Source organism: Sphingomonas chungangi (genome assembly GCF_013778325.1).
GTDB classification, from domain to species: Bacteria; Pseudomonadota; Alphaproteobacteria; order Sphingomonadales; family Sphingomonadaceae; genus Solisphingomonas; species Solisphingomonas chungangi.
This window is the reverse complement of record NZ_JACEIB010000001.1, coordinates 465641-479069: the sequence shown is the minus strand read 5'-3', so window position 1 is coordinate 479069 and position 13429 is coordinate 465641. Positions and strand designations below refer to the sequence as shown.

Annotated in this window: 18 protein-coding genes; 12 read left to right on the top strand and 6 right to left on the bottom strand. The window is 67.3% G+C overall.

Features of this window, described 5'->3' with window-relative positions; all coding sequences use genetic code 11:
• Positions 1-4 precede the first annotated feature (4 nt).
• The 6 genes from HZF05_RS02395 to HZF05_RS02370 all read right to left on the bottom strand — a co-directional run bounded on the left by HZF05_RS02395 (position 5) and on the right by HZF05_RS02370 (position 3348).
• Positions 5-898: a transglycosylase SLT domain-containing protein gene (locus HZF05_RS02395; RefSeq protein ID WP_160365011.1), complete on the bottom strand. Its 894-nt coding sequence runs from the start codon at positions 896-898 to the stop codon at positions 5-7.
• 11 nt (positions 899-909) lie between these two features.
• On the bottom strand, positions 910-1233 hold the full coding sequence (locus tag HZF05_RS02390) for a hypothetical protein (protein WP_160365010.1): 324 nt from the start codon (positions 1231-1233) through the stop codon (positions 910-912).
• Positions 1230-1511, bottom strand: a complete 282-nt coding sequence (flgM, locus tag HZF05_RS02385; RefSeq protein ID WP_160365009.1) for a flagellar biosynthesis anti-sigma factor FlgM — start codon at positions 1509-1511, stop codon at positions 1230-1232. Before flgM ends, HZF05_RS02390 begins: the two co-directional genes overlap by 4 nt.
• Positions 1512-1523: 12 nt before the next feature.
• Positions 1524-2084 carry a flagellar basal body P-ring formation chaperone FlgA gene (flgA, locus tag HZF05_RS02380; protein WP_160365008.1) on the bottom strand — a complete coding sequence of 187 codons (561 nt, stop codon included), beginning with the start codon at positions 2082-2084 and terminating at the stop codon, positions 1524-1526.
• A gap of 83 nt (positions 2085-2167) precedes the next feature.
• Positions 2168-2665 carry an OmpA family protein gene (locus HZF05_RS02375; RefSeq protein WP_160365007.1) on the bottom strand — a complete coding sequence of 166 codons (498 nt, stop codon included), beginning with the start codon at positions 2663-2665 and terminating at the stop codon, positions 2168-2170.
• Positions 2665-3348 carry a motility protein A gene (locus HZF05_RS02370; protein ID WP_343046814.1) on the bottom strand — a complete coding sequence of 228 codons (684 nt, stop codon included), beginning with the start codon at positions 3346-3348 and terminating at the stop codon, positions 2665-2667. The genes HZF05_RS02375 and HZF05_RS02370 overlap by 1 nt, the downstream gene beginning before the upstream one ends.
• A 235-nt stretch (positions 3349-3583) precedes the next feature.
• Here HZF05_RS02370 and flgB point away from each other — a divergent pair, with 235 nt between their 5' ends.
• From flgB to motA, 12 genes are all read left to right on the top strand, one after another.
• Positions 3584-3946 carry a flagellar basal body rod protein FlgB gene (gene flgB / locus HZF05_RS02365; RefSeq protein ID WP_160365005.1) on the top strand — a complete coding sequence of 121 codons (363 nt, stop codon included), beginning with the start codon at positions 3584-3586 and terminating at the stop codon, positions 3944-3946.
• Positions 3946-4350 (top strand): flagellar basal body rod protein FlgC, encoded by a 405-nt coding sequence (flgC, locus tag HZF05_RS02360; RefSeq protein WP_281367371.1) that lies wholly within the window; start codon positions 3946-3948, stop codon positions 4348-4350. Before flgB ends, flgC begins: the two co-directional genes overlap by 1 nt.
• On the top strand, positions 4347-5036 hold the full coding sequence (locus HZF05_RS02355; protein WP_160365004.1) for a flagellar hook assembly protein FlgD: 690 nt from the start codon (positions 4347-4349) through the stop codon (positions 5034-5036). Before flgC ends, HZF05_RS02355 begins: the two co-directional genes overlap by 4 nt.
• A gap of 26 nt (positions 5037-5062) precedes the next feature.
• Positions 5063-6349, top strand: a complete 1287-nt coding sequence (locus HZF05_RS02350; protein WP_160365003.1) for a flagellar hook protein FlgE — start codon at positions 5063-5065, stop codon at positions 6347-6349.
• Between the two features lie 28 nt (positions 6350-6377).
• Positions 6378-7127 carry a flagellar basal body rod protein FlgF gene (locus HZF05_RS02345; protein WP_160365002.1) on the top strand — a complete coding sequence of 250 codons (750 nt, stop codon included), beginning with the start codon at positions 6378-6380 and terminating at the stop codon, positions 7125-7127.
• Positions 7128-7186: 59 nt separating this feature from the next.
• Complete coding sequence (gene flgG, locus HZF05_RS02340; RefSeq protein ID WP_160365001.1) at positions 7187-7975, top strand: flagellar basal-body rod protein FlgG; 789 nt, start codon at positions 7187-7189, stop codon at positions 7973-7975.
• Positions 7976-7995: 20 nt separating this feature from the next.
• Positions 7996-8679: a flagellar basal body L-ring protein FlgH gene (locus HZF05_RS02335; RefSeq protein WP_160365000.1), complete on the top strand. Its 684-nt coding sequence runs from the start codon at positions 7996-7998 to the stop codon at positions 8677-8679.
• A gap of 12 nt (positions 8680-8691) precedes the next feature.
• Complete coding sequence (locus tag HZF05_RS02330) at positions 8692-9786, top strand: flagellar basal body P-ring protein FlgI (protein ID WP_160364999.1); 1095 nt, start codon at positions 8692-8694, stop codon at positions 9784-9786.
• Positions 9783-10163, top strand: coding sequence for a rod-binding protein (locus HZF05_RS02325; protein WP_160364998.1), 381 nt, complete (start codon positions 9783-9785; stop codon positions 10161-10163). The genes HZF05_RS02330 and HZF05_RS02325 overlap by 4 nt, the downstream gene beginning before the upstream one ends.
• Complete coding sequence (gene flgK, locus HZF05_RS02320) at positions 10160-11503, top strand: flagellar hook-associated protein FlgK (RefSeq protein WP_160364997.1); 1344 nt, start codon at positions 10160-10162, stop codon at positions 11501-11503. Before HZF05_RS02325 ends, flgK begins: the two co-directional genes overlap by 4 nt.
• A 12-nt stretch (positions 11504-11515) precedes the next feature.
• Positions 11516-12376 (top strand): flagellin, encoded by an 861-nt coding sequence (locus HZF05_RS02315; protein ID WP_160364996.1) that lies wholly within the window; start codon positions 11516-11518, stop codon positions 12374-12376.
• A 188-nt stretch (positions 12377-12564) separates the two neighbouring features.
• Complete coding sequence (gene motA / locus HZF05_RS02310) at positions 12565-13428, top strand: flagellar motor stator protein MotA (RefSeq protein ID WP_160364995.1); 864 nt, start codon at positions 12565-12567, stop codon at positions 13426-13428.
• Position 13429: the final 1 nt, after the last annotated feature.

The following is a 13429-nucleotide window of genomic DNA, read 5'->3' as shown; positions in this document are numbered from 1 at the left end:
GTCGTCAGACTCCGAGGGAAGCGAGCATGAGGTAGGCCAGCCGCGCGGTCTGCGGGCTGGGGGCCATCGCAGTGGCCGAATTGAGCTGGGTCGCGTCGGCGGTGGACACCGTCGTGCCCTCCGTCGTGCCGTTGAGCGCCGCGAGCTGCATGCGCGCGATGTCGGCGGCGGTGTCGGTCGGCTGGGTGGTCGTGGCCGATGCCATCTGCGTCGAGGTCGATCCGGCATCCGGCGTCGATTGCTCGAAGCGCGCGGCGAAGCGCTGATAGACCTGCTCCAGCGAACGGGCGTTGCCGGATTTGTCCCAGAACACCCACTTGTTGGCATGCGCCGCCGCCGGCATCACCGAGGCGGCCGAGGCGTCGGGGTTCGAATCCAGCGCTTTCAGGAAGCGTGCAGCGCCCGCCGGGCCGAGGAAGTGGGCCATGTAGAGATCGGTCGGCGTGGTCGCGCGGCCGAGCTTGGCCTGCAGGTAATCCTGATTGTCGGAAGCATATTCGCCCGCCATCGCCGCCGAAGTCTCGGGCGACTGGCGCAGCGCCATGATCTCCTGCTTGGTCGCCGCGTCGGACACGTAAAAATGGCCGTTCGATCCGCGCGTGATCGCGTTGGCGGCCCAGTTCAGGCCGTGCTCGGCGCCATGCTGCTTCATCGTGGCGAGCCAGGTCTGCTCGGTGAACTGGTAGAGGCCCGACGCGCTGGAGGTGGAGGCCTTGGCGTTCGGGTTCAGCCCACTCTCGATGCGCGCCTGGTGGTAGAGATAGTGGAAGTCCACGCCGGTCGAGGCCGAGGCGGAGGCGATCGCGTTCTGCACGCGGCCGCCGGTGGCCGACGCGGCGGTCGCGCTATCCAGCTCGCCCGCGAACGCGTTGTTGCCCCGGATGATGGTCAGCGTCATCGCGTGAGCCCTCAGTAGGCCATCCGGCCGGTGCGGCCGTAGGTCTGGGTCGCCTTGCCCTTGCCGGTCGCCGAAGCGAGGCGGCCGAGGCGGCGCGAGGTCATGTCGGCGAGCACGTTGACGCGGACGCGCGCGGCGTCGGTCAGCGCCATCGCCTCTTCGGCGAGCGCCTTGGCATCGTTGGAAACGAAGCGCGGCTTGAGCGCATGGATGCGAGTCAGCGCGTCCTGCACCGAGGCGGTGGCGCGGGCGATGCCCTCCACATCGTCGCCGTCGAGCGCGGCGATCAGCGCCTTCTGCTCGGCGATCAGGGCTTCCAGGGGAGCGGTGCTCACTGGTTTCCTCCCATGTCGGCCTTGATCATGGCCTTGGCGATCGCCTGCGGATCGGCCTTGTAGGTGCCGGCCTTGATCGCGGCCTTGAGCGCGGAGACGCGGTCTGTCTCGATCGGCGCACCCTCGGCGGCCATCTGCGCGACGGTGTTGGAGATCGATGCGCGATCCTCGGCGGCAGCGCCGGTGCGGGCGAGCTTTTGCGCGCCCTCGCCGCGCTGAGCGGAGGACGTGCCGATCGAGGAGATCGCGCTGCTGGTGCCGGTGACGGAATTGATCATGCTGCCAATCCCTCAGAAGGCCGACGCGCGAACGCGGCCGCTGTCTTCGACCATGCCGATGACGATCTGGCCCTTGTCGGCGGGCTTCACGCGGATACGGCCGCCGAGGCGCCCGTCTTCCTGCGCGACCGCCGCCGTGCTGACGGTGAAGCCGCCGTCGCCGGCGATGAGCTGGACGGGATCGCCGCGCTTGATCAGCGCCGGCGTCTGCGGCTGAACGGGCTGGTAGATCGCGGCGGGCGAAGTGTTACCGACGGCGGTGGCGTTGGCGACCGCCTGCGCGTTGGGCGACTTCACCAGCGGCACGCGGATGCGCCAGCCGAGCGATTCGCAGCGCAGCGCCACGGCGCCGAGTGCGGGGGGATCGATGGTGACGGTCTGTGGGCAGGGCTGCAGCTTCAGCCGGCGGTCGAGGTGCGTGACCGGTCCGCCGGGCTGGCCGACATCCGCATCCAAGGCGCCGATTACGCGGCCTTCCAGCTTGCCAAGATCTTCGAATCCCGCCGCGTCGGTCGCGGCCATGGCCGGCGTCCCCGCCATCAGCAGGATCAGGGCGAACCCCGTGCGTGTCATGAGCGATGCTCCCGTCATGGGCGCTCATAAGCAACGGATGTGCCAAAGATTTGGTTAACGCGTATTCACTCTAAAATTAAAGCTCACCCGCCTTTGGTCGTAACCGTGACCTTCACATGCTGGCCGGCCTGCCTCGAGGCGGGGCCGGTGCCGTCGATCGAAAGGTCGATCTTGCTCGTGTTCAGCCCGCCCTCGGCGATCGCGCGGGAGATGGCGGCGGTGCGGGCTGCGGCCAGCTCCCATCCATCGAAGCGGCGCGCGGCGGCGTCGCTGCCGAGGCTCTCGACGTGGACGATCGCGCCCTGCCCCGCCGCATCGTGGCCGATCGAGCGGAAGTGCGCGCGGGCACCCGGCAGCAGGATCGCTTCGCCCGGCTCGAACAGGGTAGCCGCCGTCTCGTCGTAGGTCTTGGGCGCGTCCGCTCCGAAAGCGGCGCGCAGGCCGGCGTTGAGCGCCGCCGGATCGCCGCGATGCGCCTGGACCAGCAGCAGGAAGCCGAGCAGTACCAGGCACAGGTCCGCGAAGCTCATCGCCCAGCGCGAGCCTCCGGTCGATCCTGTGGTGAGCGCCGGCAGGCGCATCAGGCGGCGGCGCGCAGCCGCGCCTCGATCCGCGCGACGCGGGTTTCGAGCGGGCCGCCCTGCTCCTCGCGCGCGATCTGGCCGAGGCGCTCCAGCGCTTCCTTCTGCCAAAGCAACTCGGACCGGGAGAGGCGCTCCAGCCGCGCCGCGATCGGGCCGGCGATGCAGTTGGCGACGATCACGCCGTAGAGGGTGGTGAGCAGCGCCAGCGCCATCCCCGGACCGATCTTCGCCGGATCGTCCATCGCGGAGAACATGCGGATCAAGCCCATGACGGTGCCGATCATGCCCATGGCGGGCGCGGCATCGGCGGCCGAGCGCCAGACAGCGTGGACGGCGGCGTGGCGCTCGGCGCGCGCCGAAAGCTCGGCCTCGCCCCAAGCCATGAAGGCTTGCGGATCGGGCGCGTCGGCGAGGCGGGCGGCGGCGCGCGACAGGAAGCGCTCGACGACCGGCGCGCGCTCGGCGGCGCCGATGCCGGATCGGGCGGCGCGTTCGGCGATGCGGTTGACGGCGACGCGGGCGGCCTGCGCCTCGGCGTCCGCGCGCGTGCGGAACAGCGGCCCCAGCGCTCCGGCCGCGCGGCCGAGATCGGAGCCGGTCGAGCGGACGGCGGCCACCACCGCCGAGCCGCCGAAGACCAGCGCGATCGCCACGGGATCGAGAAAGATCGCGCCGTCCACCTGCCGAAAACCCCCGCCACAGGCCGGCCGGCAAAGCGACCGGCAAAAATTTGCCGCCCACCGGCAAGGGCTTGCCGCCCCCGCGCGATAGTCCCCGAAACCCTGACCTTTTGCTCCCTCGGCCCGACTTGGCACGGCTGTTGCTAGAACGGCTGCGCACCCATCGGGGCCGACCCCTTCGAAACCAAGGACGGCAGCGGCGGGCAAAACTTTAGAGGCCAGAGGCACGATTTTTATGGGCAGCGACGACGCTCTCTTCGGCATCCACGGCACGGCGTTGCAGATCCGCTCGCAGCGCATGTCGATGCTGGCCTCCAACATCGCCAATGCGGCGACGCCGGGCTTCAAGGCCCGCGACATCGACTTCAACAAGGCGCTCGACGCCGCCACGGGGCAGCAGGCCGGCAGCGTCGACGACGCCGTGGAGGGCAACGTCGGCTACCGCGTGCCGGTCGAGAGCTCGCTGAACGGCAACACCGTCGAGCTGCCGGTCGAGCAGACCCAGTTCGCCGAGAATGCGGTCCAGTACAAGACCACGCTCCAGTTCCTGCAGGGCCGTGTCGACACGGTGATGCAGGCCCTGAAAGGAGATCAGTGATGAGCGCTCCCATGTCGGTGTTCGACATCGCCGGGCGGGCGATGTCCGCGCAGATCGTGCGCCTCAACACCGTCGCCTCGAACATGGCCAACGCCGGCACCGTCTCGGGCTCGGAAGCGACCGCCTACCGCGCGCTGAAGCCGGTTTTCCAGCAGGTTTCGGACGCTCCGGGCGTGTCGACCGTCAAGGTCTCCTCGGTCGTCCAGTCCAACACCCAGCCGACCAAGCGCCACGACCCCGACAATCCGCTGGCCGACAAGGACGGCAACGTCTGGGATGCCGGCGTCGATAGCGCCGCCGAGCTGGTCGATATGATCGAAACCCAGCGCCAGTACCAGAACAACGTCCAGGTCATGCAGACCGCCAAGCAGCTCACCCTCGACACCCTGAGGATCGAAAAATGACCGCCACCACCGACACTTCGAACTCCTATCTCAGCAGCCTGTACGGCACGTCGTCCTCCTCCTCGTCGTCCACCGCGGCGACGACGGGCAACTCGACGATCGACCAGGCCGGCTTCCTCAAGCTGCTCACCGCGCAGATGACGATGCAGGACCCGACCGCGCCGATGGATTCCAACACCATGGTGCAGCAGATGAGCCAGATGTCGGAGGTGCAGGGCATCACCGAGATGAACAGCTCGATGAAGTCGATGCTCGCCGAAATGCAGGGCAACCGCATCGGCGATGCCGCCAGCTGGATCGGCAAGGCGGCGCTCGTCTCCTCCTCCACCGCGCAGCCGCTCACCAACGGCGGCTATGCCGGCGAGATCACGCTGCCGTCCGACGCCACCAGCATGAACGTCAGCCTCGTCGATGGCTCGGGCAAGACCGTCTACACCCAGACGCTCTCCAACCAGAAGGCCGGCACGATCGACTTCGCCTGGGACGGCAAGCTTTCGGACGGCACGCAGGCAACCGGCCCCCTCTCCGTCGTCACCTCCGCCGCCAATGCGTCGGGCGCGGTCAATCCCACAGTCTCCACCTGGGCGACCATCACCGGCGTCAACTCGCCGGCCGGCGGCAGCTCGGCGCAGCTCACCACCACGCTGGGCACGATCAACCCCTCCGACGTCCTCAGCCTCTCCTGACCCCTTCCTCCTAGGAGCCCTTCACCATGACCAGCTTCTACACCTCGCTCTCCGGCCTCAACGCGGCTCAGACCGACCTCAACGTCACCGCGAACAACATCGCGAACGTCGGCACCAACGGCTTCAAGTCGTCGAGCGCGCAGTTCGCCGACGTGATCTCCTCGTCGCTCTACCAGTCGGGTGACTCGGTGGTCGGCCAGGGCGCACGCACCAAGAGCATCTCCCAGTCCTTCACCCAAGGCTCCGAGCAGACCACCGGCCAGAGCCTCGACCTGATGATCTCGGGCCAGGGCTTCTTCGTTACCCAGGCGCAAAGCACCGGCGGGCAGCTCAACTACACCCGTACCGGCAGCTTCCAGCTCGACCCCAAGACCGACAACGTGGTGGACGCCAGCGGCAACGCGCTGCAGGTCCTCCCGGTCGACCAACTCGGCAACGTCACCGCGACCGGCACCGGCGCGATGAAGACGCTGCACGTGCCGACCACCAACGGCAACCCGAAGGCGACCACCGATGTCGACCTGTCGATGACCTTCCCGACCGACGCGGCGACCCATGCCGACACCAGTTTCAACAAGAACGATCCGAGCACCTACAACGGCACGTCCTCGACGACCGTGTATGACTCGGCGGGCAACGCCATTCCGGCGACCGTCTATTACGAGCACACCCAGGCGCTGACGACCAACGCCGACGGCACCAAGACCGGCACGTCGCAGTGGGTGGCGCACACCTATGTCGGCGATCAGGAGGTCTTCCCCTCGGGCAGCACCACCGCGCCGACGCTGACCTTCGACACCACCGGCGCGCTCACCTCGCCGACCGGCGCCGTCACCTACGGTGCGGTGACGCCGACCGGCGCCTCGGCCCCGATGGCGGTCAGCTTCAATTACGGCACTGCCACGCAGGAGGGCAGCTTCGCGCTCCAGACGGTGACCTCCAGCCAGAACGGCAACACGATCGGCCAGCTCTCCGACCTCACCGTCGGCGACAACGGCCTCGTCACCGCCACCTATTCGGACGGTTCGCAGGTGAAGCTGGGCGCCGTCGCGCTCGCCAACTTCACCAACCCGAGCGGCCTGAAGCAGATGGGCAGCACCAACTGGCAGGCGACCGGCAACAGCGGCACCGCGCAGGTCGGCGCGGCCGGCGGCGACACCACCATCGCCCAGGGCGAACTGGAAATGTCGAACGTCGACCTCTCGGCCCAGTTGGTCAACCTGATCTCGGCGCAGCGCAACTTCCAGGCGAACGCCAAGGCGATCGATACCGACAAGCAGATGGTCGACTCCATCTTCCAGGTCATCAACTGATAGCGGCGCATTGTAAGGAAGTCCGACGATGGATCAGCTGATCTACACCTCGCTGTCCGCCATGCGGGCGCTGATGCAGAAGCAGGCGATCACGGCGAACAACCTCGCCAACGTCAATACGACCGGCTTCCGCAGCGACATGACCAATGCGCAGGCGGTGTACATGCCCTCCAACGGGGGCATCTCCGCCCGCGCGCAGGCCGCCGACAGCAAGGATTCGGCGGACATGGACGCCGGCGCCAATGTCGCCACCGGCCGCGATCTCGACGTCGCGATGGACGGCGACGCGCTGCTCGGCGTCCAGGCCACCGATGGCACCGAGGCCTATACCCGCCGTGGCGACCTGCAGGTGGCCGACAGCGGCCTGCTCACCACCGGCGACGGACTGCCGGTGATGGGGGACAGCGGCCCGATCACGTTGCCGCCCGCCGACAGCGTCCGCGTCGACAAAACCGGCGCGATCTGGATCGTGCCGCAGGGCGGCGATGCCAACCAGCCGCAGAAGATGGGGCAGCTCAAGCTCGTCTCCGCCAAGGGATCGAAGATCGAGAAGGGCGACGACGGCCTGTTCCACGTCGCCAACGGCGGCACGTTGCCCTCCGATCCCGACGCCCGCGTCACCTCGGGCACGCTCGAGGGATCGAACGTCTCAGTCACCAAGACGCTGACCGACATGATCGACGCCAGCCGCGCCTGGGAAACCCAGGTGAAGATGCTGGCCGGCGCCAAGGAGATGGACACCTCCACCGCGCAGCTGATGGACATGAACGGCCAATAAAACTGGCACGCTTGTTGCTTTGATATCCCCGATACCGCTTTACACAGGGATCTGATCCGATGACCACCGCCGCCCTCCATGTCGCCCGCACCGGCCTCGACGCTCAGCAGGAGCGTATGCAGGTCATCGCGAACAACATCGCGAACGTGAACACCACGGGCTTCAAGCGCGACCGCGCGAACTTCGAGACGCTGTCCTACCAGTATATCACCGCGCCGGGCGCCACCTCGTCGGGCGACGACAAATATACCCAGGGCACCGCGCTCGGCGGCGGCGTGAAGCTGGCCGGCACCTCGCGCTCGGACACGCAGGGTTCGATCAACCAGACCGGCAACGCGCTCGACGTCGCGATCCAGGGCTCGGGCTTCTTCCAGATCCAGCAGCCGGACGGCACCACCGCCTACACCCGCGACGGCAACTTCTCGGTCTCGGCCGAGGGCCAGATCGTGACGCAGGACGGCCGCCCGCTGGTTCCCAACATCCAGATCCCCGACGGCGCGACCAACATCACGATCGGCGCGGACGGCACCGTCTCGGCGACCACCGCCGGCAGCACCGCCTCCACCCAGCTCGGCAAGATCCAGCTGGCGAGCTTCGTCAATCCGTCGGGCCTGCAGGCGGTCGGCAACAACATGCTGATCGAAACGGATGCCTCGGGCAATCCGCAGCAGGGCGACGCCGGCACGGACGGTCGCGGCACGATCGAGCAGGGCTCGCTCGAAGCCTCGAACGTCAACGTCGTCGAGGAGCTGGTCGACATGATCGAGACGCAGCGCGCCTACGAGGTGAACTCGAAGATGATCAAGGCGACGGACGAGATGCTTCAGTTCGCCAACCAGAACATGTGATCGGACGGATAGCCCCCACGATGCTCCGCACCCTCGCTTTCTCTGCCAGCCTGTTCGGTCTCGCTGCGACGCTCGTCGCCGTCCCGGCCGACGCGCGCAAACAGAAGACGCAGCCGCAGGTCACCGATTTCGCGGCGACCATGCCGATCGCCCCGCCCGCCCCGCCGGCGGACGGCGCGATCTTCCACGCCTCCTACGGCTATGCGCCGCTGACTTCCGGCTCCCGCGCCGCGATGGTCGGCGATCTCGTCACCATCCAGCTGGTCGAGGCGACGCAGGCGCAGAAGAGCAATTCCGCCGACACCACCCGGACAAGCAGCATCGGCCTCACCCCGCCGACTACCGGCCCGCTCTCCTTCTTCTCGTCGACCGACGCGTCGATGGGCGGCAACGGGGCGTTCAAGGGCAAGGGCGACGCGGCGCAATCCAACGCGCTGACCGGCAACATCACCGTCACCATCGCACAGGTGCTGCCCAACAACGTCTACATGATCCGCGGCGAGAAGCACCTGACGCTCAACCGCGGCGACGAGGTCATCCAGATCTCCGGTCTGATCCGCGCTGCGGACATCGACTCGCAGAACACCGTGCTCTCCACCCGCGTGGCGAACGCGCAGATCAATTACACCGGCAAGGGCGAGATCGCGCGCGCCAGCACCCAGGGCTGGCTCGGTCGCTTCTTCTCGCGCGTCAGCCCCTTTTAGAGGACCCGAGACGTGAAGCGCCTTCTCCTCCTCGCCCTCGCCGCCATCGGACTGGTGTCTGCGCCCGCCCACGCCGACCGGATCAAGGATCTCGGCCAGTGGCAGGGCCTGCGCACCAACCAGCTGACCGGCTACGGCGTCGTCGTCGGCCTGTCCGGCACGGGCGACGATAGCCTCGAATACACCACCTACGCGATGAAGGGCGTCGCCTCGCGCTTCGGCCTGCAGATCCCGCCGGGTATCATCCCCGCCAACAAGAATGCGGCGGCCGTGATGATCACCGCCGATCTGCCCGCCTTCGCCAAGCCGGGCCAGGTGCTCGACATCACCGTCTCGGCGCTGGGCAAGGCCAAGAGCCTTCGGGGCGGTACGCTGATCATGGCGCCGATGTACGGCGCCGACGGCCAGGTCTATGCGATGGCGCAGGGCAATCTCGCGGTCGGCGGTCTCGGCGCGACGGCGGCGGACGGCTCGAACGTCATCGTCAACGTGCCCACCGCCGGCCGCATACCGAACGGGGCCACGGTCGAAAAGTCGGTCGATGCCGGTTTCGCCACTTCGCCCACGATCAACTTTAACCTCGGCGAAGCGGACCTGACGACGGTCCAGCGCGTCGCCGCCGCGATCAACGCCGTGATGGGGCCCGGCCATGCCGAGGCGATCGACGCCACCACCGTGGCGATCCAGGCGCCCCCGGGTGCCGAGAGCCGCACCGCGCTGATGGCGCGGCTGGAGGATATCGAGGTCGATCCGGCCGACGCCGCCGCCCGCGTGGTCGTCAATGCCCGGACGGGAACGGTCGTCATCAACGGTGCGGTCCGCATCGCGCCGGCGGCCGTCAGTCACGGAAAGCTCACGGTGAAGGTGGACGAAAAGCCCCAGGTCTCGCAGCCCGCGCCCTTCTCGCAGGGCCAGACGGCGGTCGTCCCCAACAGTGCGATCTCGGTCGACGAGAAGTCGTCGCCGATGTTCCTGACCGGCGGCTCCAGCCTGTCGGACATCGTCAAGGCGGTGAATGCCATCGGTGCCTCGCCAGCCGACCTCGTCGCCATCCTCGAGGCGCTGAAGCAGGCCGGCGCCATGAAAGCGGACTTGATCATCCTATGATCCAGGCACTCCCCAAACTCGCCACCGCCGCCACGACCGACAAGGTCAGCACGGACAAGGCCAAGCTGAAGACGGCTGCGCAGCAGTTCGAGGCGGTCTTCCTGCGCCAGATGATCGGCACGATGCGGCAGGCCAGCCTCGGCGACGGCATGTTCGACAGCGAGGCGACCCAGCAGTTCCAGGACATGGCGGACAGCAAGACCGCAGATGCCATGTCGCAGAAGGGCGTGCTGCACCTCGCCGACCTGCTGGAGAAGCAGCTCGGCGCCACCGTCGCCAAGCAGGCCGGTGCGCCAGCGGCTGCGGCAACGGCTATCGCCAAGCCCGACATCACCAGCCTCGCCACCGCGAAGGTGGCTACCGGAGCGCCGTCATGAGCGACCTTCTCGGCATCGGCGCATCGGGCGTCCGCTCGTATCAGACCGCTTTGTCGGCGATCGGCCAGAACGTGTCGAACGCCGATACCGCAGGCTATACGCGGCGCACCGTCACGCTGACCGAGAATGTCGCAGGCGGCACCGGCCTCGGTTCGTCGAACTCGATCCAGTTCAACGGCGTGCAGAGCGCTTCGGTGCAGCGCGCCTGGAACGACTATCAGGCGCAAGCCGCCCGCTCCGCCGCCGGCGATGCGGGCAGCGCGGATGCCGTCTATACCTGGCTCTCCAATGCGGAAACCGCGCTCAACGACACCGCCAACGGCGTCGGCCAGAGCGCGACCGCCTTCTTCTCGGCGGGCACCGCGCTCGCCGGCGATCCGAACAGCACCGCCAACCGGCAAAGCTTCCTCTCGACGCTCGGCCAGACGGCGACCGCGTTCAACACCACCGCCACCTCGCTCGCCAGCGTGTCGAGCGGGATCGCGACCGATGCGACCACGACGGTCCAGTCCATCAATTCGACGCTGGACCAGATCGACAAGCTCAACCTCCAGCTGAAGTCGACCCAGGCCGGTTCCTCGCAGGCGGCCGACCTCGCCGACCAGCGCGACGGCCTGCTCGACACGCTGTCGAGCAATGTCGGCATCAACGTCTCGATCGGCGACAACGGCGTTGCGACGGTGACGCTTGCGAACAGCGGCCAGCCGCTCACCGCCTCGACCGGCACCAGCGGAACGCGCTTCGCGATCACGTCGAGCGCCAACGGCGCGCTGGCGCTGCAGGCGATCCAGAACGGCGCATCGACCTCGGTCACTAATCCGGGCGGCAAGCTGGGCGGCCTGATCCAGAGCGCGTCCACCGTCGCCGATCGCCGTACCCAGCTCGACAAGATGGCGTCCGACTTCACGGCGGCCGTCAACGCCTGGCAGGCGCAGGGGCAGACCTCGTCCGGTACGGCCGGCGGCGCGCTCCTCTCCGGCACCACCGCCGCGACGATCAAGGTGACGACCAGCGACACCAGCACGATCGCCAGCGCGACGTCGAGCGCGTCGAACGGCAACCTGCTGACCCTCTCCAGCCTGCAAGGCTCGACCGGCCTTGAGCAGACCTGGAGCAGCATGGTGACGGTGCAGGGCCAGACGGTCGCGTCGGCCAAGTCGGCCGACACCGCCGCCTCCTCGGTCGCCTCCTCGACGATGGACGCGCGCAACGCCACCAGCGGCGTCGATCTCAACACCGAGGCGGCAGAACTCATCCGCTACCAGCAGGCCTATAGCGGCGCGGCCAAGGTCATCCAGACCGCGCAGCAGACCATGCAATCCATCCTCGATCTGTTCTGAGGCTAGGGACCGATGCTCAACACCAGCTATTCGCTCACCTCATCGATCAAGAACCAGCAGGCGCTGGAGAACCAGATCTCGGACCTGAACTACGACATCTCGTCGGAGGTGAAGGTTCACGTCGCATCGGATGATCCGGCGGCGCAGGCGCAGATCGCGCAGATCGGCCGCCAGCAGTCCGCCAACGCGGTCTATACGAGCAACGTCACCAACGCGCAGGCGACCACCTCGCTGGTCGATACCAGCCTGTCGAGCATCCAGACCTCGGTGCAGCGCGCCAAGGAACTGATGCTGAGCGCGTCGAACGGCACCCTGTCCGCCGACCAGCGCACCGCCGCCATCACCGAGCTGCAGGGCATCCAGCAGAGCCTGCAGACCGCATCGCAGGCGACCGATTCGTCGGGCAACGCACTCTATGCGAAGGGTTCGCCGACGCAGATCCCGATCGGCAACGGCGTGACCATCGCAGCGGGCGAAAGCTATGACGACGTGTTCGGCTCGGTCTCGCTCAGCAGCGGCGGCACCCAGAGCCTCGACACGATCCTGGGCAACGCCATCTCGTCATTGCAGGGCGACAGCAGCGGCACGCTCAACCAGACCGCTGTCAACAACGCGATGAACGCGCTGGACGACGCCTCCACCCACATCTCCAACGCGCAGTCCGATCTCGGCGTGCGCGAAACGCGACTGAACAACGCCGCGGACGATCTCGCGAACGACAAGACCAACCTCACCACCTCGCGCTCCGCGTTGGAGAGCACGGACGTCACCGAAGCCTACACCCAGATGCAGCAGAAGATGACGATCCTGAACGCGGCGCAATCGATGCTGGCGCAGATCAGCAAGACCTCGTTGTTCGACAAGCTGAGCTGAAACGGGCGACCGAAGTCGTGAGGCCGGGTCCGCGCAGGTGGCCCCGGCCTCGTCGTTTTCGGCCCAATTAGACCAACCGCCACATGAAAAATCACGGTTACGACGCCGCTAACTTCACCTTTCGTTTGCACCTTGGAGGGTAGGACGAAGGGGAACCGCCACGTGCATTAACAGGGGTCCGTCAGAAAATGTTCGCAGCGATCGGCCTCGTCGTCCTTCTCGGCATGGTGTTCGGCGGCTTCGCCTTCACCGGCGGCGACCTGAAGCCCGTGATGGAATCGATCCCGCACGAGATGATCATCATCGGCGGCGCCGCGATCGGCGCGATCGTCGCGGGCAACTCGATGAAGGAGCTCAAGCAGTTCGGCGGCGGCTTCGCCAAGATCTTCAAGGGCCCGAAGTACAAGAAGCAGGACTTCCTCGACACCATCTTCCTCACTTCGACGCTGATGAAGATGCTGCGCACCGATGGCCCGGTGGCGGTCGAACCCCATATCGAGGATCCAAAGTCCTCGACGGTGTTCGCCAACTATCCGAAGCTTCTCAAGGATTCGACGCTCGTCCACCTGATCTGCGACACGCTGCGCCTGGTCGTGGTGTCGTCCGGCACGCTCGACCCGCACGCGGTCGAGGAGGTGATGGACAACAGCCTCAAGACCCACCACCACGACGACATCCGCCCCGCCGACATGCTCCAGTCGCTGGCCGACGCGCTCCCGGCACTCGGCATCGTCGCGGCCGTCCTCGGCGTGGTGAAGACGATGGGCTCGATCGACAAGCCGCCGGCGATCCTCGGCGCGATGATCGGCTCGGCCCTCGTCGGTACGTTCATGGGCGTGCTGCTCGCCTACGGCATCGTCGCGCCCTTCGGCAATCGCTGCCGCCAGGTGATCGAGAGCGACGCGTCGATCTATCATGTGGTGAAGCAGATCATCATCGCCTCGCTCCACGGCCATCCGCTGCCGCTGGTGATCGAGGCGGCGCGCTCCAGCATCAGCCATTCCAACCAGCCCGCCTTCGCGGACGTGTTCGACGGCATGAGGGGCCGCTAAG